This is a genomic window from Candidatus Borrelia fainii (assembly GCF_027925085.1).
GTDB lineage: Bacteria > Spirochaetota > Spirochaetia > Borreliales > Borreliaceae > Borrelia > Borrelia turicatae.
Genome location: NZ_AP027070.1, coordinates 174,081 through 198,699, shown reverse-complemented (window position 1 = coordinate 198,699; position 24,619 = coordinate 174,081). Strand labels below are relative to the sequence as shown.

Annotated in this window: 20 protein-coding genes and 1 other RNA gene; 15 read left to right on the top strand and 6 right to left on the bottom strand. The window is 29.4% G+C overall.

The window, feature by feature from the left end:
- The first annotated feature begins 3 nt into the window (after positions 1–3).
- From QMG63_RS00820 to QMG63_RS00770, 11 genes are all read left to right on the top strand, one after another.
- On the top strand, positions 4–762 hold the full coding sequence (locus QMG63_RS00820) for a zinc ribbon domain-containing protein (RefSeq protein WP_281860882.1): 759 nt from the start codon (positions 4–6) through the stop codon (positions 760–762).
- 27 nt (positions 763–789) lie between these two features.
- An RNA gene (gene rnpB, locus QMG63_RS00815) (RNase P RNA component class A) lies at positions 790–1,138 on the top strand.
- A gap of 18 nt (positions 1,139–1,156) precedes the next feature.
- On the top strand, positions 1,157–2,122 hold the full coding sequence (locus QMG63_RS00810; RefSeq protein ID WP_281860880.1) for a tetratricopeptide repeat protein: 966 nt from the start codon (positions 1,157–1,159) through the stop codon (positions 2,120–2,122).
- A gap of 13 nt (positions 2,123–2,135) precedes the next feature.
- Complete coding sequence (locus QMG63_RS00805) at positions 2,136–3,185, top strand: rod shape-determining protein (RefSeq protein ID WP_281860879.1); 1,050 nt, start codon at positions 2,136–2,138, stop codon at positions 3,183–3,185.
- 2 nt (positions 3,186–3,187) lie between these two features.
- On the top strand, positions 3,188–4,033 hold the full coding sequence (gene mreC / locus QMG63_RS00800) for a rod shape-determining protein MreC (protein WP_281860877.1): 846 nt from the start codon (positions 3,188–3,190) through the stop codon (positions 4,031–4,033).
- Positions 4,030–4,512, top strand: a complete 483-nt coding sequence (locus tag QMG63_RS00795; RefSeq protein ID WP_281860876.1) for a rod shape-determining protein MreD — start codon at positions 4,030–4,032, stop codon at positions 4,510–4,512. The genes mreC and QMG63_RS00795 overlap by 4 nt, the downstream gene beginning before the upstream one ends.
- Position 4,513: 1 nt before the next feature.
- On the top strand, positions 4,514–6,316 hold the full coding sequence (gene mrdA, locus QMG63_RS00790) for a penicillin-binding protein 2 (RefSeq protein WP_281860874.1): 1,803 nt from the start codon (positions 4,514–4,516) through the stop codon (positions 6,314–6,316).
- Positions 6,317–6,321: 5 nt separating this feature from the next.
- Positions 6,322–7,641: a rod shape-determining protein RodA gene (rodA, locus tag QMG63_RS00785; RefSeq protein WP_281860872.1), complete on the top strand. Its 1,320-nt coding sequence runs from the start codon at positions 6,322–6,324 to the stop codon at positions 7,639–7,641.
- A 154-nt stretch (positions 7,642–7,795) separates the two neighbouring features.
- Entirely contained in the window at positions 7,796–9,547 is a 1,752-nt protein-coding gene (thrS, locus tag QMG63_RS00780; protein ID WP_281860870.1) for a threonine--tRNA ligase, read from the top strand.
- Between the two features lies 1 nt (position 9,548).
- Positions 9,549–10,172: a CDP-diacylglycerol--glycerol-3-phosphate 3-phosphatidyltransferase gene (gene pgsA / locus QMG63_RS00775; protein WP_281860869.1), complete on the top strand. Its 624-nt coding sequence runs from the start codon at positions 9,549–9,551 to the stop codon at positions 10,170–10,172.
- Entirely contained in the window at positions 10,162–11,604 is a 1,443-nt protein-coding gene (locus QMG63_RS00770; protein WP_281860866.1) for a hypothetical protein, read from the top strand. Before pgsA ends, QMG63_RS00770 begins: the two co-directional genes overlap by 11 nt.
- Here the strand turns inward: QMG63_RS00770 and cyaB are convergent.
- Positions 11,581–12,105, bottom strand: coding sequence for a class IV adenylate cyclase (gene cyaB / locus QMG63_RS00765; RefSeq protein ID WP_281860864.1), 525 nt, complete (start codon positions 12,103–12,105; stop codon positions 11,581–11,583). The two genes, QMG63_RS00770 and cyaB, sit on opposite strands and share 24 nt — an antisense overlap.
- A 91-nt stretch (positions 12,106–12,196) precedes the next feature.
- Here cyaB and QMG63_RS00760 point away from each other — a divergent pair, with 91 nt between their 5' ends.
- From QMG63_RS00760 to QMG63_RS00745, 4 genes are read left to right on the top strand one after another with little or no spacing between them, the layout of a single operon-like run.
- Complete coding sequence (locus QMG63_RS00760) at positions 12,197–13,516, top strand: TrkH family potassium uptake protein (RefSeq protein ID WP_281862057.1); 1,320 nt, start codon at positions 12,197–12,199, stop codon at positions 13,514–13,516.
- A gap of 6 nt (positions 13,517–13,522) precedes the next feature.
- The gene (locus QMG63_RS00755) at positions 13,523–14,305 is read left to right on the top strand and encodes a potassium channel family protein (RefSeq protein ID WP_281860862.1); all 783 of its coding nucleotides are present in this window, start codon (positions 13,523–13,525) and stop codon (positions 14,303–14,305) included.
- 12 nt (positions 14,306–14,317) lie between these two features.
- Positions 14,318–15,289 carry a nucleotide-binding protein gene (locus QMG63_RS00750; protein WP_281860859.1) on the top strand — a complete coding sequence of 324 codons (972 nt, stop codon included), beginning with the start codon at positions 14,318–14,320 and terminating at the stop codon, positions 15,287–15,289.
- 56 nt (positions 15,290–15,345) lie between these two features.
- Positions 15,346–16,695, top strand: a complete 1,350-nt coding sequence (locus QMG63_RS00745; protein ID WP_281860857.1) for an ATP-dependent 6-phosphofructokinase — start codon at positions 15,346–15,348, stop codon at positions 16,693–16,695.
- A gap of 25 nt (positions 16,696–16,720) precedes the next feature.
- Here the strand turns inward: QMG63_RS00745 and QMG63_RS00740 are convergent, their stop codons facing one another.
- The 5 genes from QMG63_RS00740 to QMG63_RS00720 form a co-directional block, all read right to left on the bottom strand.
- The gene (locus QMG63_RS00740) at positions 16,721–18,052 is read right to left on the bottom strand and encodes a CoA-disulfide reductase (protein WP_281860855.1); all 1,332 of its coding nucleotides are present in this window, start codon (positions 18,050–18,052) and stop codon (positions 16,721–16,723) included.
- 9 nt (positions 18,053–18,061) lie between these two features.
- A complete protein-coding gene (locus tag QMG63_RS00735) occupies positions 18,062–19,450 on the bottom strand; it encodes an L-cystine transporter (protein ID WP_281860853.1) in 1,389 nt (462 codons plus the stop codon).
- 84 nt (positions 19,451–19,534) lie between these two features.
- Positions 19,535–21,112, bottom strand: a complete 1,578-nt coding sequence (locus tag QMG63_RS00730; RefSeq protein WP_281860851.1) for a glucose-6-phosphate isomerase — start codon at positions 21,110–21,112, stop codon at positions 19,535–19,537.
- 28 nt (positions 21,113–21,140) lie between these two features.
- A complete protein-coding gene (locus tag QMG63_RS00725; protein ID WP_281860849.1) occupies positions 21,141–21,545 on the bottom strand; it encodes a ParB N-terminal domain-containing protein in 405 nt (134 codons plus the stop codon).
- Between the two features lie 5 nt (positions 21,546–21,550).
- Positions 21,551–24,328 carry a penicillin-binding protein 1A gene (locus QMG63_RS00720; RefSeq protein WP_281860847.1) on the bottom strand — a complete coding sequence of 926 codons (2,778 nt, stop codon included), beginning with the start codon at positions 24,326–24,328 and terminating at the stop codon, positions 21,551–21,553.
- Between the last annotated feature and the right edge of the window lie 291 nt (positions 24,329–24,619).

The window sequence follows — 24,619 nt, the reverse complement described above, 5'->3', positions numbered from 1 at the left end:
TTGATGGAAAGTAATATTGATGTATTAAAAAATCTTGAAGGCATATATAAAGCTAAGTTTGAACTTGAGGAAAGGCAAAAAAATATTCCTAAATATTTGCAAACTAAGAAGGCTAAAATTGATGAACTTATTGAAGCTCTTGCTGAATTACAGTTCAAATTTAAAGAATATCAAAAAGAAGATTCATCTTTGAAATTGGATATTCAAGACATTAATGTAAGAAAGGGCAAGGCAGAAGAGAAAATTGATAGCATTAAAACTCAAAGGGAATATGAGGCTCTTGAGAAAGAATTGCAGACTATTATAGATGATGAAGTTGCTATTAGAAAAAAAATGACACATATTACTGGACTTAAGACAAAAGTAGATAGGGAAATAGCAGATGTTAAGAGTAAGCTTGAGGTTGAGCAGGATGTGTATGCTACTGAGAGTAATGATCTTGAAAATGAGCTTTTAGAGATTATAAAAAAGCTTGATTTTATAAAAGGTGAAGAGGAAAAATATGCTTTTCGAATGGATGAGGATTTTTTGTTTAAATTTCAAAGAATTATTAGAAATAAATCTAATGGGGTTGTGCCTTTAATTGAAAATGTTTGTAAAGGTTGCCATATGATACTTCCTGTTGAGTTTGCAAATAAGGTGAGGCGTGAACCTGATGATGTTAAATTTTGTCCTTATTGTAGTAGGATACTTTATTATCAAGATAAATGTGAAGTTGGTTTAGAGATGGTTCCTGGTGGTTTAGCAGATCTTATAGAATAAGGGTTTTAATTTTATATTTTTTTAATAAGTTGATATCCCGTCATCGCTTAATATGCTATGTTGAGGTATGTTAAGAGGAAAGTCCGAGCTCCAATAAGAGCATGATGCTAGGTAATGCCTAGGAGTTTGAAACTTAAGAGAGTGTCACAGAAAATTACCGCCTTAGGGTAAGGGTGAAAAGGTGAGGTAAGAGCTCACCGCTTATTTAGTGATAAATAGGGTCAAGATAAACCTCATTAGGAGCAAAATCAAGTAAGCAAGCTTCCTTAGCTCTTGAGGGTATGCTTGTGGGTAGATTGCATGATTTTTCCAGTAATGGAAAAGCAAGATAGATGATGACATAATACAGAACTCGGCTTATGGATGTCAACTTTTATTTTTGTAGAGAGTTTTTATGGGAATCAATTATTTAAAATGTACTTTTTATTTGATTATAAGTTTGTCACTTTTATTCTTTATTTTTTATATTTTATCTTATTTTAAGACTTTTTCCAATTCTTATTTAAAGGCAGGTCCTACTGAGGTAAATTTACTTGTTCTTTGGGATAATAGGGAATATAAAGAAATAATAGATTATGCTGAAAATGGTCTTAAAGAAAATAAATTTGATTTTAATCTAAATTTGCTTCTTGGGTTTTCATATTTTTATTATTCATTAATGTTGAATGATAGTTATTTAAAAAATCAATTTTTAGACAATGCAATAGAAAGATTACGTTTTTTAATGTCAATTAATGATGATGTCCCTATGAGTTCGCTTTATTATATTTTGGGTAAAGCTTATTCTCATAAGGGTGAGTATTATAGTGATCTTTCTGTTAAGTATTTAAGTAAAGCTTTATATTCAAGTAGTTTTGACTTTATGAGTGTAAAGGAGGATATTTTTGAATATCTGGGATATTCTTATCAGATTTTAAAGGACTATAATTCTAGCTTAAAGTTTTTTGAAAAAGCTTATAAAGAGAATAAATCTGATCTTGTGCTTTGGAGTTTGGCATATGTGAATTATAAGATAGGCAATATTGATAAGAGTGTCGAATATATAAATAAATTTTTACAGGAAGAGAATGAATCATTAAAGAATGAGAAAAGTGATGATAATTTAATGCAAAAGGTATATTTATTGTACGGAAATATCTATTTGGATAGAGAGGCTTATGAGGATGCTTTAAATTGCTATGATAAAGTCTTGAAAATTAATAGTTTAAATCCCAATGTTTATGTTAAAATAGGAGACATATATAGAAAAAGAGATAAAGATTATCCTAAAGCTAGAAAATATTGGAGAGAAGCGTTAAGCATTAATCCTTATTTAGAAGAAGCAAGGGAGAGACTTAAAATTAGCTTAGAGGATTTTTAGGGGGGAACTTGATTTGAATTTTTTTAAATCTTTTTTGATAGATATTGGTATTGATCTTGGTACATGCAACACTTTAGTTTACATTAAAGATTATGGTGTAGTGATGAGTGAACCTTCGGTAGTTGCTATTGACGTTAATAAGAATAATAGGGTTGTAGCTGTTGGGCGCAATGCAAAGAAGATGCTTTGGAAAACACCGGAAAATATTAAGGCCGTAAGACCTCTTCGTGATGGTGTTATTGCTGACATTGAAAATACAGAGAAAATGATTAAATATTTTATAAGCCAAATTTTTTCTCGGAAAAAATTGTTTTTTAAACCTAGAATGGTAATAGGAGTACCAACTTGTATTACGGAAGTTGAAAGAAGAGCTGTAAAAGAGAGTGCAATGAATGCTGGTGCTCGTGAAGTTAAAGTTATTGAAGAATCTCTTGCAGCTGCTATTGGTTCTGATATTCCCATTTTTGAACCAACAGGCCATATGGTGTGTGATATTGGAGGGGGGACTACTGAAATATCGGTGATTTCTCTTGGTGGTATGGTGGTAAGTAGAGCTATTAGAACAGGTGGGGATGAGTTTGATGAGAGTATCATCAAGTATATGAGAAATGCTCATAATATTATTATTGGGCAACAAACAGCAGAAAAATTGAAAATTAAGATAGGTAATGTTTATCCAGATACTCATAATTTGAAGGTAGAGACAATAGATATTAAAGGGACAGATGCTGTTACGGGTCTTCCTAGAAAGCAAATTATTGATTCTATGGAAGTTCGAGAGTCTTTGCAAGAACCTATAGGTATTGTTGTTGATGAGGTTAAAAGAACGCTTGGATCAACTCCTCCAGAACTTGCAACAGATATTGTTGAGCGTGGAATCATATTAACGGGAGGTGGAGCTCTTCTTAAAGGACTTAGTAGGCTTTTGTCAAAAGAGACGGGAGTTCCAGTTTATGTTGCAGATAATCCTCTCTTATCTGTAGCTGTTGGAGCTGGTTTATTTTATGATTATGCTAATAGAATAGATATTAGTAAAAATATATATAGTTTTATTAATGAATAGATATGAAGTTTCTTGTTAATTTCAAGAATTTTATTAAGGTATTTAGTGTATTAATATTTGCTATCATTCTTATGTTCTATGATTCAAGTGCTTCTAAGGTCAATAAAAGAGATGATTTTTTTATTTTTGCTTTAAATTCATATATTCAACGAAATGTGTATGAGTTTTTTAATTTTATTTCTAGTATTTTTAAGGCGATAAATGAATATAAAGATTATGGTGAAACAATAGAAGCTTATAAGAAAAGAATACAGCAACTTGAGATAGTAACTCAGAATGTGCAAGTGTTAAGACAGGAAAATGCCAGGCTTAAAGAACAGCTTGGATTTTATTCAGTGCATTCTAATGATTTTATTTCAGCTGAAATAATTTATTTAAATTATGCAAATGTCTCATCTTTAATGGCTATTAATAAAGGCTACAATGATGGTGTTCAAAAAGATATGATAGCTGTTGCTTACCAAGATGGGTTTAGTGGTCTTGTTGGTAAGGTTGTAAAGGTTTATGCAGATACTGCTAGAGTTTTGCCTTTAACCAGTTATGAAAATTTTGTCTCTGCTAGAATTCAAAATAGCAAATTCATTGGTCTAGTTGAGGGTAAGGGATATGGTGAAGTTCTTGAGATGAATTATGTTAATAAGTTAGCCGAAAATACTTTAAAGATTGGAGACTCGGTTGTTACTGCTGGATTTAGTGATTATCCTAGTGGAATTTATATAGGAAAAATTATTCATTTTGATGTTCTTGAATATAACTCTCTTTTGAGTATTAAAATAGAACCTGTAATAGTTTTAGATAAGTTAGAATATGTTTTTTTAATTAAGAGTAATCAGAGGACAGAAAAGTGATATCTTTTATACTCTATTATATCGTTAGTATATTTTTGGGACAAATTTTTCAATATTATTGTGATATTAATTTTTCTTTTTCAATAGATATATTTTTAATTATTTTAATTTTTAATTCTCTAAACTTTATTTTTAATATAGGTTTAATTTCAAGTATTTTACATGGTTTTATTATGGAATATTTCAATGGTTTGCCACTTGGATTTTTTGTTTTTAGTTATGTTTTGATATTTTATCTTCTTGAAAAAGTTAAGTTGATTGTTCCAAAGAGCATGTTTAGTATAACAATATTTTTTATTTTTTCAAAATTTGTTATTTGGTTTGTAGCAATGACTTTTTCAGATTTCATTGATCTTAAAGGATTCAATTATTCGATATTTGATTTTAGTATTGTCGTAAATATAGTGTTTTTAAATTTTTTGTATCCAATTTTAAATTATTGTACAAGAAATCTTTATACTATTAAAGAGGAATATTAGAATGAAGGTTATTTTGAAGGACCGATATATTTTTGGCCTGTTGCTTCTATTTTTCGTTTTTTTTTATTATCTTTTCACTTTATTTAAAATGCAGATTGGAAAACACTTGTTTTATGATAGAGAAGCAACAGTTCTTTTATCTAGAGTTGAAAAAATCAAGGCTTCACGGGGTGAAATTTTAGATTCAAACTTTAATGTTCTTGCAAATAATCTTACAGCATTTGTTTTAAAGATTAGTTTGGAACAATATTATGGCATGTCTCTTGAGGATAGGGATGAGATGTTAAATTTTTTATCAAGTATTTTAGGTATTGAAAGAGAACTTATTTTATCTAAAATTGAGGCTCCTAGAGGATATTTGAAGGATGTAGAAATAATTGAACTTAGTCCAGAAATGTTGTTTAGAGTTGCTGAGAAGAGAAGTTATTATCCTGCATTTTTATGGACATATTCTTTTAAAAGGAATTATTTGGTAGATGATTCTTGTTCTCATCCTATTGGGTATGTTGGTAGGATTAATCAAAGGGAACTTCGTTCTTTTTATAATGTTAAAGGGTATGATAATAGTTCTACAATAGGAAAATTAGGCATTGAACAAATTTATGATAGTTATATCAGAGGGAAAGAAGGTTTAATTAAATATAGGGTAGATTCTAGAGAGAGAAAAATAGATAGTGGCTCTATTATAGAGCATATGACTCCTGGTAATAATATTGTTTTAAATATTAATAAGGATATTCAACTTCTTGCTAAGAACACTTTAGGTAAAAGGTATGGAACTGTGGTAGTGTTAAAACCCTCAACAGGCGGTGTGTTAGCACTGCATAATTATCCTTACTATTCAATGAATGATGTTTATAATAAACATTCTAAAGAAGATTATTCTTTTCTAAATAGGGCAATACAGTCAGTTTATCCCCCTGCATCTGTTTTTAAATTGGTTTTGACCACAGCGTTATTAGAAGAAAAGGTCCTTGATAGGGCTAGAAAAATTTATTGTCCGGGATATTTTAGAGTAGGCAATAGAATGTTTCATTGTTGGCAACGAGGTGGTCATGGTTATGTTGATTTGGAACATGCTGTTGTTCATTCATGTAATGTTTATTTTTATATATTGGGACTTAAGTATCTTGGTGTTGAGAAAATTTTTAAGTATGCAAAAGAGTATGGATTTGGTGAAAAAACCGGGATTGATTTGCCAAATGAGGTTTCAGGACTTCTTCCAAATCCTGAGTGGAAGGAAAAAATTTTTAATCAACCTTGGGTAGGTGGCGATACTGTTAATTTTTCAATAGGCCAAGGGTTTTTAAATGCTACCCCTATGCAGATTGCCAATATGATAGCTATGATTGCAAATGAAGGTGTTATTTATAAGCCAAGAATTGTTAATAGGATTTTAAATGGGAGTACTAATGAAGTTATTCTTGAAAATGTTCCTGAAGTCCTTAAAAAAACAGATATTATTAGTCGAAATACTTTTAAGTTTTTGAAAAAATATATGAGAAATGTTATAACTTATGGTACTGCTAAAAATTCAGTTCTTACAAAAGCTGTTGCGGTTGTAGGAAAGACTGGTACAGGCCAAACTGGTGTTACTGGACTTGAAAATAGTTCTTTTGTCGCTCTTGCTCCTTATAATGCTTTACCTAGCGAACAAGTTGTTATTTTTAGTTTGGTTGAAGGAAGAAGTAATACAGATAATATGTGGTCTGCTAAAACTGTAGATTTAATGATGCAAGGGATTTTTGCTAATCAAAGTTATGAAGATATTCTTAAAGAGTATAGACCATGGTATATTAGGTAAAGTAAATGGCTGTTTTTAGAAAAAGTTATGATAGTTTAACATTATTTAGTTTGGTAATAATATCTTTTATTGGGGTTTTGCTTATATATTCTAGTGATTATACTTCTAATGGTTCTTTGATGAAGATTGAATATATCAAACAAATTGTATGGATTTTTGGTGGATTTTGTATAATTTTTATAATAGGAAAATATGATCTTAAGATCATACATGGTATGATCTATCCTTTGTATTTTTTATTGATTGCTTCTTTAGTTTTTACTGCGCTTTTTGGTGTTACTGTTAATGGAGCTAAATCTTGGATTGGAATTTGGAAATTAGGTGGACAACCTTCAGAGTTTGGTAAGATTATTAGTATTTTGACTCTTGCTAAGTTCTATAGTAGTAAGAATGAATATCATAATTTTTTTGTTTTTCTTTTTGCTTTTATTTTAATTGTTCCTGTTATTTTATTTGTGTTTTTACAGCCTGATTTTGGTACTGCTGTAGTTTACTTGAATATGTTTATATTTATTTCCTTTTTTGCTGGCATAGATATACACTATATTTTGTATTTTGCATTAACGGGATTTTTTTCATTTCTTTTTGTGGTACTGCCTGTTTGGTATGAATACAAGGCAGATATGGGAAATGTATTGTATTTGATTTTTTCTAATAATTTTTATTTTCAATTAGCTTTTTTAGTATTGATTTTGGTATTTTTGTCTTCTGCTATAGGTTTTTTTGTTTCAAAGTATAATTTCAGTATTAGACTTGTTTATTTTTATATATTATTTATGAGTTCAATTTTACTAATTGCGGCTTTTTTTTCTAAATTTTTGTCAAAGTTCATGAAACCTTATCAAATTAAAAGATTTTTGGTTTTCTTAGATCCAAATATTGATCTTAAAGGGGCTGGTTGGAATTTAAATCAAGTAAAAATTGCTATTGGTTCTGGAGGTATGTTCGGTAAGGGATTTTTAAAAGGTCCTTACACTCATGCAAATTATGTTCCATCTCAAAGTACAGATTTTATTTTTTCAATTCTTGCTGAAGAATTTGGCTTTTTGGGAGTTAGTGTAGTTTTGATGTTATTTTTTTTTATTTTTTTTAGGATTTTAATAATAATGAATAAAAGTAAAGATAGATATATGTCTTTGGTACTTGCTGGTGTATTGGGTCTTTTGTTTTTTCATACCTCTTTTAATATTGGTATGTCTTTAGGGCTTTTGCCAATTACAGGCATTCCTTTGCCTTTTTTATCTTATGGTGGTTCATCTACTATTACTTTCTTTTTGGCTATGGCTCTTTATTTTAATATTGAGTCTATAGTTACTATGGATTAGGAAATTTTATTGCATTTTTTGTTTTGTCTGTTTTTTTACTAAATTTTTTTGTATATTGTATTGAGTAGATTCATTGTTTATCTATAACTGTGGTTAGTTCTTAAATTTATTATGATATTCTAATTTAGAATCTTAGATTTTGTAAGGTGTTATTATGAGTGAAAAATTAGATAAAGAGGATGTTCTTTATAAAAAAAGACATTCTATTGCACATGTTATGGCAGAAGCTGTAATTGAGTTATTTCCAAATACTAAGATTGCTATAGGCCCTCCGATTAAAGATGGGTTTTATTATGATTTTGATTTTGAAAAACATATTACAGAAGATGATCTTTTGTTAATAGAACAAAAGATGAGAGAGATTCTAAAGACAGGGAGTTATTTTGTAAAGGAAGTGATAACTAAAGAAGAGGCTTTAGTACTTTTCAAAGATGAACCTTATAAGATTGATTTAATTCAAGAACTTGATATTGCAGATGAGATTTCAATATATAAAAGTCATAATTTTACTGACCTTTGTAAAGGTCCTCATATTGATAATATGGGAAAAATTGATCCAAAGGCATTTAAGTTAATTAGTATTGCAGGTGCTTATTGGCGTGGCGATGAAAAAAATAAGATGCTTACTCGTATTTATGGGACTTTATGGAACAATGAAAAGGACTTAAGAGCATATCTTAAATTGCAAGAAGAGATAAAAAGACGAGATCATAGAAAACTTGGTCGAGAACTTAATTTGTTTTCTGTTCATGAAGCAATAGGACCTGGTCTTATATTTTTTCATCCAAATGGTGCTAGAATAAGAGCTTTAATAGAAGATTTTTGGAGAGAAGAGCATTTTAAGAATGGTTATGACATACTTTTTACGCCTCATGTTGGCAAATCTTGGCTTTGGGAAACTTCTGGGCATTTAGATTTTTATAAAGAAAGCATGTTTGAGAAAATGGAGATGGATAAGAGTAATTATTATGTTAAGCCTATGAATTGTCCATTTCATATTGCGATTTATAATACCGGTAGGCATTCTTATAGAGATTTGCCATTTAGGTGGGCTGAACTTGGTACGGTTTATCGTTATGAAAAGATAGGTGCTCTTCATGGTACTATGCGTGTTAGAGGATTTACCCAAGATGATGCACACATTATATGTACTTATGATCAAGTTAGGTTTGAGGTTCAGGAAGTTTTAAGATTTGCTCTTTATATGTGGAATAAATTTGGATTTACTACTTTAAAAGCATATCTCTCGACAAAGCCGAAAAAATCTGTAGGGGATGAGGATGATTGGATAATGTCTGTAGAAGTCTTAAAGGAAGCTTTGATTAATTTAAGTATTGATTATGATATTGATGAGGGAGGTGGAGCTTTTTATGGACCTAAGATTGATCTTAAAATAATAGATTCTCTTGGGAGAGAATGGCAGATGAGTACAATTCAATTTGATTTTAATCTTCCTGCAAGATTTAATATGACTTATATAGCAGAAGATGGTAGAGAGAGACAACCTTTTATGATTCATAGGGCTCTTTTTGGTTCTATTGAAAGATTTTTTGGAATTTTGGTAGAACATTATGGTGGTGCATTTCCTGTGTGGTTGGCACCTCTTCAAGTTGTAATTATTCCTGTAAACAATATTGTAGAAGAGTATGCGTTGGAGGTATTGTCTTGTTTTAAAAATGAAGGAATTAGAATAAAACTTGATAATGATTGCAATATGAGGATGAATGCAAAAATTAGACAATATCAATCTCAAAAAGTTCCTTATATGTTTATTGTGGGAAAAAAAGAGGTAGTAGAGAGAAAAATTTCGATTAGAACCAGGACAAATGAACAGATTAATGAACTTGAACTTAAAGAAGCACTTGAATTTGTGAAATTAAAGATATCTAATAAGGAGATTTTATAGTTTGAATAGTAAAAGTATAATAACTCCAAATAAAATAACTTTTTTTAGAATTATATTATCTTTTGTTATCTTATTTATATTATCTCTTGAAGATCTTTGGAATTCTTATTTATTTTTAATTCTTATTTGGTTTTTAATTATTTTTAATGAAATAACAGATGTTATTGATGGGTATATTGCTAGAAAATATAGTTTGGTTAGTGATGTAGGCAAGATTTTAGATCCTTATGCAGATGTGTTGCAACATTTAACATATTTTGCCTTTTTCTTTTATAAAGGGATTACACCATATTATTTTTTTATGATATTTATATACCGTGAGCTTTCTGTTGGTTTTGTTAGGAATTTAATTATTCAGTTTAATATAGTTCAACAAGCTAAATTTTTGGGTAAAATAAAGTCGTTATTTTATGCTGTTGCAACATTTACTAGTCTTTTTTTTTATAGTTTAAACAAGTTGAGAATTACTACATTGATTAATAATTTTATTAGTTCAATTTTAAATCTAGATTTTAATTTTTCTTTTATTGTTGGAATGATATATGCTATGTCTGCCTTTCTAACTGTCATATCATTAATTGATTATGTTGTGATATTTTTGTATCTTAGCAAGTATGAGAAGTAATGTATTATTAATATTTATTTGGTTACTAATTGGTTTTTATTCTCATGCTCAGTTAACGCAAATGTTAACAGAAGTTAAGCCTTTAAGCATTTCAAGTGAAAGTGGAAAGGGAAGTATTTATCTAAAGGTTAGCAAATCTTCTAACTACATTTTAACTTTTGATGTTTCTTCAGGTTCAAATTTTGTTTATATAGTATATGACATTTTTAATAAAAAATATATCACAGATAAGATAAGAAAAAAAGATGTCAAGCTTAAATTGAATAAAGATATTCTTTATGCTGTGATCTATGTCACATCTGAGGATGTAAATATTGATTTTGTCCTTACTGATTTAGATTTGCCTATAATAAGTGATAGCTCTTTAAGAGCTAAAATATCTGGTATAAATAAAAAAGATAAAATTTTTTTATTAAAAGATTTACCAACCTTTCAATTAGGCTCAAAGCTTAAAAGATATATTTTAAGGACTTATAATCGCAGTATTTATCTTGCTTATCAGATAGAAGGTAATGATGATATTAAGATTTCGTCATTTATTGAAAATATTGGTTGGTTTGATATAAGTAGTGCTGTTAATGATAATATTACTGATATTGCGTGTTTTGATTTTGCAATTAATTCTAAAGGAGAATTATACGTTGTATTTACGACTAAGAATACCAGTGATTTTTCTAGTGAACTTATAGTCAAGAAATTTAATAGTCGAAAGTGGATTGATATTAGTCCCAAATTTAGGGAGAATATTGGATTTTTGGTAAATATTAGCATTGATAAGAGAGATAATTTGTATGTAGCTTACTTGAAGAAAATTGGCAGTGAATATAAAGTAGACTTTGTTGCAAATAAAGGATATAGTAACATTTGGAATAGTGTCATGGATTCTTATGTGTCTAAAGGTAATGCTGATGTTGATGATGTTTCAAGTATTGGTATTATTTCTGAACCTTTTCTGGGGATTTTTTATAATTATAAAGTAAATGATTATGTTAATTTTGAGTTTATTATTAATAGTGGTAAGACTTGGAAAAATGCAAATATTCAGTCTGCAAATGTAGCAAATTCTGTCAAAATTCTTTCTAATTTTAACTTTGACCAAGTTGTTTTAAGTTATATAACAAAGGATAGACCTATTGTGAGTGTATCTACATTGCAATACGATAAGTGGCAAAATATAAGTCCAAATATTAAGGTTGATGGAATAACTAGTGATATTTTAAGTTATAGGAATGATTTGTTTTTAATTTTTGAAGATGGTAATGATATCAGGCTTATTTATTTTGATGATAATACTTGGTATTTTTTTAATGAATCTGAAATTTTTCAAAAATCTGTTTGTAATCCCCAGTTTGCAAAATATCAAGATAAAGGGTTTATATTGTCATATTTGAGCTTAGATTTTAAAGTTTTATACTTTAGATTGATTAGCTAGTATTAGTTCAAAATAGGATTTTTTTTCAATATTGTTTTGTAATTTGAATTCTTTTATTGTTTTGTAAATTTCTGTCTTGGCAAGATTTAATTCATTCTTATCATAAATTATTTTTTCGATTTCTAAAAAAAAACCAAGATTTTCAATTTCATTAATTTCTATGTTTAAATTTTCTTTTTTATAAATTAGACTTTTTTTTGTTTTTTTGTATAAAAATTTAAAATTCATTTCTTCTAGAAAAGATATAAAATTTTTGATTTGGTCTACTTTAAATTCAATTTCCTTGTTTATTTCTATGTCATTTTCTAAAAATTTAGTTTTAAAGGTTACAATTTCTTCAGAAGTGTTAAATTTTCTTATTCTAATTATTTTTTCTGTGTTACAGTAATAGGTATCATCTTTGATTTCTTCTTTGATAAATTTGAATTTTTGATTAGCCAATTTTAAAATTTCTTTAAGTTCATTTTTAGGAATAAAAGCTTTTAATTCAATTTCAAACATGTATTAAAAATAATAAAATTATGGTAATATTTCAATGATCTGTAATTTTGATGATGATAATCTTATATGCTTTGTTATATTTTATTTGTTTATGTTGAAATTTGAGTTTAGTGATAGGTTTTTTCTTTTCAGTTATTTTATTTTGATTATGTTCCTAGGCTCTCTATTATTGTCATTGCCTATTGCTTGGAATGGTGAAAAAAAATTAGAGTACATAGATGTTTTGTTTACATCTGTATCTGCTGTTAGTATTACAGGCCTTGTTACCGTTAATATGGAAAATTTTTCTACTTTTGGTTTTATCATCATAATGTTATTGATTCAGTTTGGGGGACTTGGTTTTATAACAATTGCTACTTTTTATTTGCTTATTCCTAAGCGTAAGTTGAACTTAGCCGATGCTCGGATAATTAAACAATATTCTCTTTCAAATATTGAGTATAATCCTGTTAAGATTTTGAAAAGTATACTTTTTGTAACTTTTTTAATTGAATTAATTGGGGTATTATTGATATTAGTGTGTTTTAAACTTCGAGGTGTTAATATTTCATTACTTGAAGCTTTATTTACAACAATTTCAGCTTTTTGTAATGCAGGATTTTCTATGCATTCTGAGAGTATTTATGCTTGGCGTGATGTTCCTGAGGCAATAGTTGTTATTGCTGTTTTGATTATTTGTGGAGGACTTGGGTTTATGGTATATCGTGATATTACGAATACTATTAAATATCGGAAAAAGTTGTCTCTTCATGCTAAAATTGTTTTTTTACTGAGTTTCTTTTTGATTATTTTAGGTACAATTTTATTTTTTTTCTCAGAAATGCATAAACTTAAGGAAGGTTATTCACTTGGGACTCTCATATTTAATTCAATATTTTATTCAATAAGCACAAGGACTGCTGGTTTTAATTATCTTGATAATTCTCTTATCACAAGTAGAACCCAAATGCTTTCGTTGCCATTCATGTTCATTGGTGGTGCTCCAGGTTCAACTGCTGGGGGTATTAAGATTACTACCTTTTTTTTAATTATTCTTGCGGTAATAAAATCGCAGGATGGTAATGGTTATATTATTGGTTCTTACAAAGTTTCAATTGATAGCATAAGATTTGCACTTTTATTTTTTGTAAGGGCTGTTTTTATTTTGTGTTTTTCATTTTTTGTTATTCTTGCTTCTGAGAGTGGTGGAAAATGGAGAGTTATTGATTTGGGATATGAAGTTTTTTCTGCCTTTGGTACTGTTGGTTTGTCAGTTGGTGTTACGCAGGATTTGTCATTTTTAGGTAAAGTAATTATAATTTTTACTATGTTTGCAGGTCGGATAGGACTTTTTTCTATGGCAATTTTTGTTTCACGAAAATCTCGTTTTGAAGAATTTACAAGACCAAGACAAGACATTTTGGTAGGTTAGGAAAGAATGAAAACGTTTGTTATTATTGGTCTTAGTAATTTAGGGATTCATGTTCTTGAAAATTTAAGTAAACTTGATTGCCAAATTATTATTGTTGACACTTCAAAGGAATTGGTTGAGGAATATGATGTTATTTCTACAGAAAGCTTTATTTTGGACCAATTTACTAAAAATACTTTGAAAAAAATTATACCTATAGATACTGATGCTGTTATTATTGATTTTGATAATGATCTTGGGAAGAGTGCTCTTGTTACTCATTATTGTAATCTTTTAGGTGTTAAAGAGATATGTGTTAAGACTGAAGATAGGGATGATGCTGAGATATTAAAAACTCTTGGTGCTACAAAAATTATATTTCCAAGTAAGGATGCTGCAAGAAGGTTAACTCCACTATTAGTATCGCCTAATCTTTCAACGTACAGTATTGTTGGTCATGATATCATTGTTGCTGAGACTATTATTCCTAAAGAGTATGTAGGAAAAACTCTTCTTGAGGCTGACTTGAGAAGGGAGAAGGGCATTACTGTTATTGCTGTTAGAAATTTAAGCAATTCTAGGTATGAGTTTGTAGATGGTGATTATTTTTTCTTAAAGGATGATAAAATTGTAATTTGTGGTAAGCCTGATAAAATTGAGAATTTTACAAATAATAAGGATTTAATTAAAGATTTAATATCAGTTTCTAAATCAGAGGATGCTTCTTACACGAAAAATTCCAAAAAATTAGGATTTTTAAGGTTTTTTAATTTCATGAAAAAGTTTAGTGAAGATAGGAAAGATGATTAATAGGATTTTGAGATGACTAAGATTATTCCTGTTGCAAGTGGAAAAGGAGGTGTTGGAAAAACATCTTTTGTTGCTAATATTGGTTATAAACTTTCATGTTTAGGTAAAACTGTAATACTTGTCGATCTTGACCTTGGTGGGTCTAATCTGCATACTTGTTTAGGAGTTAAGAATACTGGTGTTGGAATAGGGTCCTTTATTAATAAGCGTGGAAAAGATTTTTCAAGTTTAATTATTAAAACACCTTATAAAAAGCTTTATCTGGTTCCAGGAGATGCTCTTTATACGGGAACAGCCAATATTCCTTTTTCTATAAAAAAAAGAATAATAGACTCGATTCAAAGAGATCTTGTTGCTGATTTTGTTTTTATAGATTTAGGTTCAGGTACATCTTATAATACAGTGGATTTTTATTTATCAGCTTACAGTGGTATAATCGTTACTGTTCCAGAAACTCCTTCCATACTTAACGCTTATTCTTTTTTGAAAAATGCACTCTATCGGCTTTTATATCTGGGGTTCCCCCCAAAGAGTGCTGAACGTGAATATATTAGTAATTTTTTTAAAAATAAAATAGAAGGTACAAACGTTAAGTTTAAGGATTTAGTTACAGGAATTGAAGTCATATCTTTAAGTTCGTCACTTAAGATAAAAAAGATGATGAACAGTTTTTATCCTAGAGTTGTACTAAATAGGATAGAATCTAGTGAAGAAATAGCTATGTGTGAAAATTTAATCAATGTTGTTAAAAATAATATTAATATACCAGTAGAATTTATTGGTTTTATTCCGTTTGCAAAGAGTTTTAGAGAATCTGTTAATAATAGAATTCCATTTATTGATTTTGATAAGAATTCAAAGCTCAATAAGTATTTTGAGTTTATTGCAGGTAATTTAATTAAGTCTCCTGTTGAAGGTTCACCTTATATTTATGATGATATATACGATATGATTAAGGATCAAAGTCAATTTATTAGAAATTAATTTAATTATAACAATACTTATAATTATAATAATACTTATTGTGGAGGAGCAACTTAATGCATAGACTTAGGAATAAGAATTTAGATTTTAAAATAGAAAATTTAGGAGAATGTAAACAAGATAATCCTTTAATTAATTTTTATGCTGATGAGAGTCATATTCATTTTACTGCTGAGGCTAATAAAATTAGATTTAATATTTATAAAAATGAGGAGGCTTGGGATCAATATGAGAATATTTTTTTAGAAAAAGCTGGACCTAGACATAAAATTTATTTTATTCCAAAGCATGTTAAAGCGGCAATTACTACTTGTGGAGGTCTTTGTCCAGGTTTTAATGATGTTATTCGTTCAATTGTTAGAACTTTATGGAAAGTATATGGAGTGCATAATATTTATGGATTTAAATTTGGATATCAGGGACTTTTGTCAGAGTCTAATTTAAATTTTGTTAAACTAAATCCTGATGTAGTAGATGATATTAATCAACTTGGTGGTACAATACTTGGTTCATCAAGAGGAGGAATTAAACCTGTTGAAATAGTTGATACTTTGGAGAGAATGGGCATTAATATGCTCTTTAATATCGGTGGAGATGGGACACAAAAAGGTTCTGTTCTAATTGCTGAGGAAATAGAGAGAAGAAATTTGAGGATTGCTGTTGTAGGTATTCCAAAGACAATAGATAATGATTTTATGTTTGTTCAAAAATCTTTTGGATTTGAAACGGCTGTAGAGCAATCAGTTGCTGCAGTTGCTGGTGCTCACTTTGAGGCAAATAGTGCTTATAATGGAATTGGTCTTGTTAAAGTTATGGGTAGGGATTCTGGTTTTATTGCTGCTCATACAGCTTTATCTTCTAATGATGTTAATTTTTGTCTGATTCCAGAACTAGATTTTGATATTGAGGGGCCTAATGGGTTTCTTGAACATCTTGAAAGACGACTTTTGGCAAAAGAGAATTTGGATGAGATGCCCCATGCAGTAATATTAATAGCAGAGGGCGCAGGACAAAAGTATTTTGATCCTAGTAGCCGTAAAAAAGACGATTCTGGTAACTTACTTTATGAAGATATTGGACTTTATATTAAAGATAAGATTAATACGTATTTTAAATCTAAAAATATTTCAATTAATCTTAAGTATATTGATCCTAGTTATCTTGTGAGAAGTTCTCCAGCTAATGCTAGTGATTCTCTTTATTGTGCTCGTCTTGGTTCCAATGCTGTTCATGCTGCTATGGCAGGTAAGACAAAATTATTAATTAGCTTGTGGAGTACAAAATTTGTACATATTCCAATAAAAATGGCAGTAATTGCCAGAAATAAAGTCAATATAAATGGTTCTTTCTGGAGGGATGTTATTGCAAGTACTGGGCAGCCATTTAGTATGAAGAACAAAAAATAAAAAAGTAATTAAAGTGTTCTTTTATTCATTTTGCTGCATTGCCTGCAACATTTAATGCATCCCAAGTTTTTGAGAATGGTGGAGAATATGCAAAATCCATCATTCCAATTTCATTTGTTGTGAGTTTTGAATAAATTGCTAAGGATAATGCATGCATTCTTATTGCAGCTCCATTTTTACCAATTGTTTGTGCCCCAATGATTTCTTTTGTTTTTTCATTGTATATCAGTTTAATATACAAATCTTCTTGATTTGGGTAATAGTTTGTATGGTTTTTATCTTTTATAAATACTGTTTTATATTTAATTCCAAGTTTTAAAGCAGTTTCTTCTGTAAGACCAGCTCTTGCTGCTTCAAGCGATAAGACTTTAATTGATGCAGATCCTAGTGTTCCTTTAAAAGCAACGTGTCTTCCCGCTAAATTTTCACCAATTACTTTTCCTAATTTGTTAGCTGTTGTTGCAAGGGGGATATAATCATTTTTTTTACTTACAAGATTATAAATTGTGGCGCAATCCCCAGCAGAAAAAATGTTTTTTACACTGGTTTCTCCATATTTGTTAACAATGATTGCACCATTTTTTAAGGTCTCAAGTTGACCTTCTAAGAATTCAGTAGCAGGTTTGATACCGGTGGAAAGAATTACAAGATCCGCCTTATATTCGGATTTATTTGTAATGATTCCCTCAACTTTTTCTTTTCCTATTAAGCTTTTTGCAAATTCATCTGTGTGGAGTAGAACATTGTTTTCTATTAATTCTTTTTCCATTATGTTAGTAATTTCTCTGTCAAACGATTCTGTTAGTATTCGTTTATCTAGTTGAATTATTCTTATATTTTTTTCTAAAGCTTTAGCAGCTTCTACCATTTCAATTCCAATATATCCAGCTCCAATTATTACTATGTCTTTTATGTCTTTCTTCTTAAAAAGTTCTCTTATTTCTTTTCCATCTTGCATGTTTCTTAGAGTATAAAAGTTAGTTAGTTGGATATTGCTAATTGGTGGAATGACAGGATTGCCTCCAGTTGCAATCATTAATTTATCATAAGTATCATTGAATATCTGTTTTGTTTTAAGGTTTTTTACTTGAAGGGTATTATTTTTAATATCTACTCTCATAACTTCATGTTCAGTGAATACTGATATTCCATTTTGTTCAAATTCATAAGGTGTTCTAGCTATCATGTTGTTTGGTTTATCAAAGAATCCTCCAATGAAATATGGTAATCCACAAGCTCCAAAAGATGTAATATTTGTTTTTTCATAAATGGTGATATTCAATTCTTTATTTGTTCGTTTTGCTTTTGCAGCAGCACTAGTCCCTGCAGCAGTTCCCCCAATAATTATTATTTTCATAAAAATTCCTTATTTTTCTATTTCATTTTGATTGTTATAAATATTTCTGTCTAGTTGATTAAGGTTTTTGGCTGTTATTATTCCTGCAACCATTGAACCGCTGACATTGACAGATGTTCTACCCATATCAATTAAAGGTTCAATAGATATTACAAGTCCAACAAGTTCAACGGGTAGGTTCATTGATGAGAGAACCATTAAAGAAGATATTGTTGCGCCTCCTCCAGCTCCAGCTGCTCCAAATGAGGTTATTATTATTATTCCTATAAGTTGGAGTAGGAATAAAGGATCTATTGGGTTTATTCCTTGGGTAGGAGCAATCATTATTGCTAACATTGCAGGATGGAGTGCTGCACAACCATTTTGTCCAATAGATATCCCAAATGCACTTGCAAGGTTTGCAGTTCCCTCACTGACCCCTAATTTTTTAGTTTGTACTTCTACATTAACAGGTATTGTTGCTGCGCTAGAACGAGATATGAATGCAAATGTCAGAACCGGCCATGCTTTTTTAATGAAGATAATTGGATTTAGCCTATTAAGTGCAATTAATGTCATGTGCATTAAAATTGTAATGCCAATGGCAATATAGGAAGCAAGTGCAAATTTTCCAAGTTTCATTATGCTTGAAATATCACTTGTTGCTGATATTCTTGTAATCATTGCTAATATGGCATAAGGTGTTGATTTTAAAATTAAAATTATCATTCCAGAGGTCAAATCTTGTACTGTAGATATTATTTGTTTAAAAAATTCTATTGATTCTGGTTTTTTTTTGGCAACTTTAAGGGCAACGATTCCTATTAAGGCAGCAAATATTACTATTCCAATTGTTGAGTTTGATCTTGTTCCTGCCATATCTGCAAATATATTTTCAGGAATCAGTTCTGATAATTTTTGTGTAATTGGGGTTTTTTGTAGGCGTTCAAGACCTTGATTTAGTTTTTTTCCTTGTGTAATTTCATCTACTCCAGATTGAAGTCCTTCTGCTGTTAGATTAAAGAAGAGAGAGGTACCAATTCCAATTATTGCCGCAATTCCTGCTGTAAATATAAGCATAAGTATTACGGATAAGCTCATTTTCCAAATATCTTGGCTATTTGTTAGTTTTACTATTGCAGATATTATTGAAACAAGTATAAGTGGTATTACCATCATTTTAATGAGTCTTATATATCCTGTGCCTAAGATATTAATCCACTCAATAGTTTCTTTTAGTATTATTGATTCTGATTCATAACAATGTTTCATAGTTATACCAAAGGCTATTCCTAATCCTAAGGCTACTAATAGTCTTTTTGTAAATGAGATGTGTTTTTTATGTAGGAAATATAGAAGTCCTATTAATGTAAGCATGATTGTGATATTTAATAGTGTATATATTATTGTTGTGTTCATCCTTTTTGCCTCTTATTTATAAATTTTAATGTAATGAGCATGATTTTAATCATAAATTCTTGAATTAGCTTTGTTACTTTTTTATTATTGAAGTAGTCTATCATAAGATTTTATTATTTTATCTTTTAAGTTATTGTCCTTTAAAATCTTAGTCGCAATGACTTTCCCAAGTTGAACTCCCTCTTGGTCAAATGAATTTATATTTAGTAAAAATCCTTCAAACATTACTTTGTTTTCGTAGTGAGATAGTATTGCACCTACTGTATAAGGTGTAAGTTCTTTTGAATATATTAATGCAGAAGGTCTTTCACCTTCAAAGTTTTTATTTTTGTTTGTATCTTCTTTGCCATAAGAGAATGCAATTATTTGGGCTATTAGATTTGCTTTTAACTTATCGTTGTTTGATGTTCCCTCTAAGGTGCTATCCTTTTTTAGTTGAGATTCACTAAAACCTATTAGATCCATTGGAACTATATCTGTTCCTTGATGAAGCATTTGAAAGAATGAATGTTGAACGTCCGTTCCAATTCCTCCCCAAATTATTCTTACTGTTTTATAATCAATTTTTTCTCCAAATCTATTTACACTTTTCCCATTGCTTTCCATTTCAAGTTGCTGCAGATGAAGATAAAAGTTTTCCATTGCTTTTGAATATGCAATAATGCAGTTGCTACTGTAGTTAAGAATATTACTCTCATATACACTAATTAGTGCTGCTAAGAGAGGCGCATTTTCTCTTACGTTTTTATTTAATGCTTTTTTGTCAACCTCACAAGCTCCTTTTAATATTTCTTTTGTAACCTTTTCTGTAAAGCAAAGAGTAATTAAGGTAAGTCCAACAGCTGAGGTTGGTGAAAATCTTCCACCAATTGAATCGTGCATAAATAAGTATTCAAGATATCCCTGTTTAAGTGCTAACATACTTCCCTTTGATGTAATGATTATGATTTGTTTTTGGTATTCTTTGATACCATTATTTTCTAATTTTTTAATTAAAAATTGCATGTTAGCTGCTGTCTCTAGTGTGTTTCCGCTTTTTGATACTATAATAAATAAGGTTTCTTGAAGGTCTATTTCACTTAATACTTCATCTGTTTCATCTGGATCAACATTTGAAATAAAATAGGCTTTCATCAGGTGTAAATTTTTCTGCTTAGCGTAATTTTTGATTGCAGTATATAGTGCTTTTGGACCAAGACTTGAGCCACCAATTCCGATTTGTACCACATTTTTAAAGACTTTTCCACTTATGCTCTTAATTGATCCATTTTGGACTTGTTTTGCAAATTTAAAAATTCTTTTAAGTTCTCTTTCAAAAAATTCCCTCATATTTTCATTATTCTCTATGACGTCTGTTCCAAGTTGCCCTCTTGTTAAATGGTGCAGAACTTTTCTATTTTCACTAATGTTAATATGTTTTCCGTCGATTATTTCTTTATATTTTTCTATTAGATTTGCTTCATCGCTTAAATTTTGAAATATGTTTAAGTGAGTTTCGTTAATTTGTTTTGTAGCATAGTTATAATGTACTTGATGTCCTTCTATTTTGATGTCATATTTTTTTATTCTATCTTCACTTAGAGTCTTTTTGAGTTCTTCAGGATTGGTTTGTCTTAATTCTTGAAAATTTTTAAGCTTATTAAGGTTGATATATTTAAGCATAAAGGATCCTCCAATAGTTCTTATGTATTTAAGTTTTGTTTTGTTTTTTTCTTTTTAATATTTTTTTTATTTTAAGTATTATAAATTTAAAAAACCTGATTATTATGTTTTTTTCTGAATAATATTTTAATTGTTCTTCTCCTGTTTCTGATTCACTTTTTGTAAATGATTTTCTGACATTATTCTCATCAAGTTCAATTTTAAGTAAAATTTTTTTATCTTCTGTGGGGATTACCTTGACATCGATTTCTTTATATCCAAGTTCTTTTAATACTTGATATCTTCTAAAACCTGCTACTAGATTTTTGTTTTTATCTATTATTATTGGATAGATTAAACCATGTTTTTTGATGCTTTCTTTAAGAGTTGAGGTGTCTCCTATATTTTGTCTGATTCGTTTTTTTATTTTTATTTGTTCTAAATCTATTAACATTTTTATTAATCCAATTGAATATTTTCTCCATTTACATCTTTGTGCCCATTTTCGTCAATTTGTTCATTTTCATCAATGAGAGAATTTGCTTTAATTTCTGTATCTTTTTCTTTGTCTTTTTTGTCTATATTAGTATCATCTATGTTAATATTGTCATCATTATCGTCTATCCTTGTGTTTTTGATATTATTATCTAAGTTTATATCTGGTATGTCATAATTCACGTTCTCTTGATTATGTTCATTTTCTAAACTATTATCCAAATTATTATTGTTAGTTTCATTGATATCATTTTCAACTTCTGTTTTGTTTTCTATTTTATTTAATGGATGGAAATCATCTATAAGGTATTCAAATTCATTAACCTCGATGTTTAACTCATTATTGTCATCGATTTTATCGATTCCATAAACATTAAATTCCATTTTATTTAAAAATTCAGATTTATTTTCATAGTATTTTGACTTTTCAAATGGCTGAGTCCCTGCAATGAATATTTCATTTATTGTTGTTTCGTTAGGTACTCCTTCTGGTAATAGTCCTGTTTCTGATTGTACTTGTACATTAATTATGCCTTTAGGTCTTACGAAAACTTTCTTAGGTAAATTTTTATGGTATTCTGCCATAAATTTTCCCCAACTAGGACCAGCAAGTCCTGTGCCTGTTCCAGCAATTCCTAATGAATATCCCTTTTTATCAAAACCAACCCATAAAGCCGTTGTTATATAGGGTGAATATCCTATTGCCCATCCATCAGCCCAGTTTTGAGTAGTTCCTGATTTTCCCGCAATATCAGATTTAAAGTCTTTAAGATTTGTATGTTTTTGATTTGCTAAGGTTCCATATTGAATTGTTGATTTCATCATGTCTGTCATAATATAGGCAGTTTGAGGAGATACTATTTGTGCATTAGCCCCTTTGTTTTTAATTGCTGTTAGCGTTTCGGATTCTACATTTGCTATTACTTTTCCATTCCTATCTTCAATATATTTAATTCCATATGGTTCCACTTCTTTGCCATTATTTCCCAAAATTGCAAATGCTCTTGCCATTTGTATTGGAGATGTTGATATGATACCCAGTGCAAGAGGATATACTTTAGGAAATGTTTTGTTTATTTCATTTTGATCTTTTATTCCTAATAATTTAGCAGAATATTTAATTGCGTTTTCAAATCCTAATGTATCGAGTATTCTAAGAGAGGGAATATTTAGTGATAAAGCTAGTACTTTACGTGTTAATACATTGCCTCTCCATTTTCCTCCGTAGTTCTCAGGTGCATAAACTTCTCCTTCTTGATTAAAAAATGCTACTGGAGAGTCTGAAAACATCGTTGCAGCTGTGATTTTTTTAAGATCAATAGCTGCTGAAAAGTATAAGGCTTTAAATGCACTTCCAGGTTGTATTTTGGCTTGGGTTGCTCTATTAAATTCGCTTCCCTTTCTATATCCGCTTCCTCCAACCATTGCTTTTATTGCTCCTGTTGTGGTGTCTAGTGCTATGAATGCGCCTTCTGGTTGTATAATGAAATTTGGATTTGTTTTATTGTTTATTGTGTATTCTCTTGTTGCTTTGTCTATTTTATCAATGCCTAGTATTGCTGAGAAACTTGCAATTAAATCAATATTGTCTTCATAAAATTTTCTTGTTCTTAGTTTTTTGTATTGTTTTCCATTTACTCTAGTGCTTCTTATTCCAAACAGATCAGATATTGTATCAATTATGGGAACTATTTCTGAGTTAATTATCAGCGTCTCAGATGATTTAGTAGAATTATACATCTTTCTTGTTTTTATGATCATTTCTTGTGTAATTTCATCTGCATACTTTTGTGCATCAAGATCAAGTGTTGTGTATATTGAGTACCCGTCTTTGTATATGTTTGCTCCGGATGGAAGATGTTTAATTATTCTTTGCCTTATGTATTCTGAGAAATAAGGTGCATGATCTTCTTTATCAGAGATAGCTGATGTGTCTGCCATACGAGTCCAATCGTAATTTTCCCAGTATTCATTAAACTCTCTTTCAGCTAGTTCAGTACTTATAATTCCATTAGATACTACTTGATTTAATACTGCCTTTTGTATTTTTTTAGCGAATTCTGGATTGTAAAATGGTGAATAGAGTTTTGCGTTTGGTAGTTGTATAATCATTAAAACCGCTTCTGCAGTGTTAATATCTTTGACGCTTTTGTTGAAAAAAAATTTTGAGGCTGCTACTACTCCGTAATTTCCGTTTCCAAAATACACTTTGTTTAAATATTTTTCAAGTATTTCATATTTTGATAGTTTCTTTTCAAGTTGTATGGCCCACCAAATTTCATTTAGCTTTCTTAAGATTGATCGTCTTGCTTGATTGGTGTAAAGGAGTTTTGCCAATTGTTGTGTTAAAGTACTTCCCCCTGAAAAGTATCTTCCAATAGCAATATTAAAAGCAGCTCTGAAAATTCCCATAAGTGAGAAGCCTCTGTGAAAGAAAAAATTAAGATCTTCGCGTATTAAAAGCGTACTTATTAAGTTATTAGGTATTTCTCTTAAAGAGAGTAATTCTCTATTCTCATCGGATATAAATTGTGTTATTATTCTGCCATTTGTATCAAAAAGCTTTGAAGGTATAGCAGGGTTTATATCCCCAAAATTTTTGTCTCTTTGGATGTTTACAGTCTCAACTATTGCAATTGATAGTAAGATAATAGAGAAACTAATAGTAAAATATGTTAAATAGATGAGTAATTTAGCTTTTTTACTGAAGTTAAGATTTTTCAAATTATACCCTTCTAACATAATTATACTATAAATATGTTAAAATTAACATATTTTTATGAATTGTTATTAATGTGAAATTATTATTATAATTCCTTTTTATATATGCTGTGTGGATTTTGTAATGCAAATTGAGAAGCAATGATAATATGGATTTAAGTTAAGTTCAAGTAAGGGCTTCTCTTTTGTTAAGGCTTTTTTTTTTGTATTTTTGTTTATACAATTGATTTTACATTTTGATTTTATTTGGGGTGTTAATGTGATTTTCGTAGATATGTTGAATAAGTTATTGACTGTTGGTTGTATCTGATA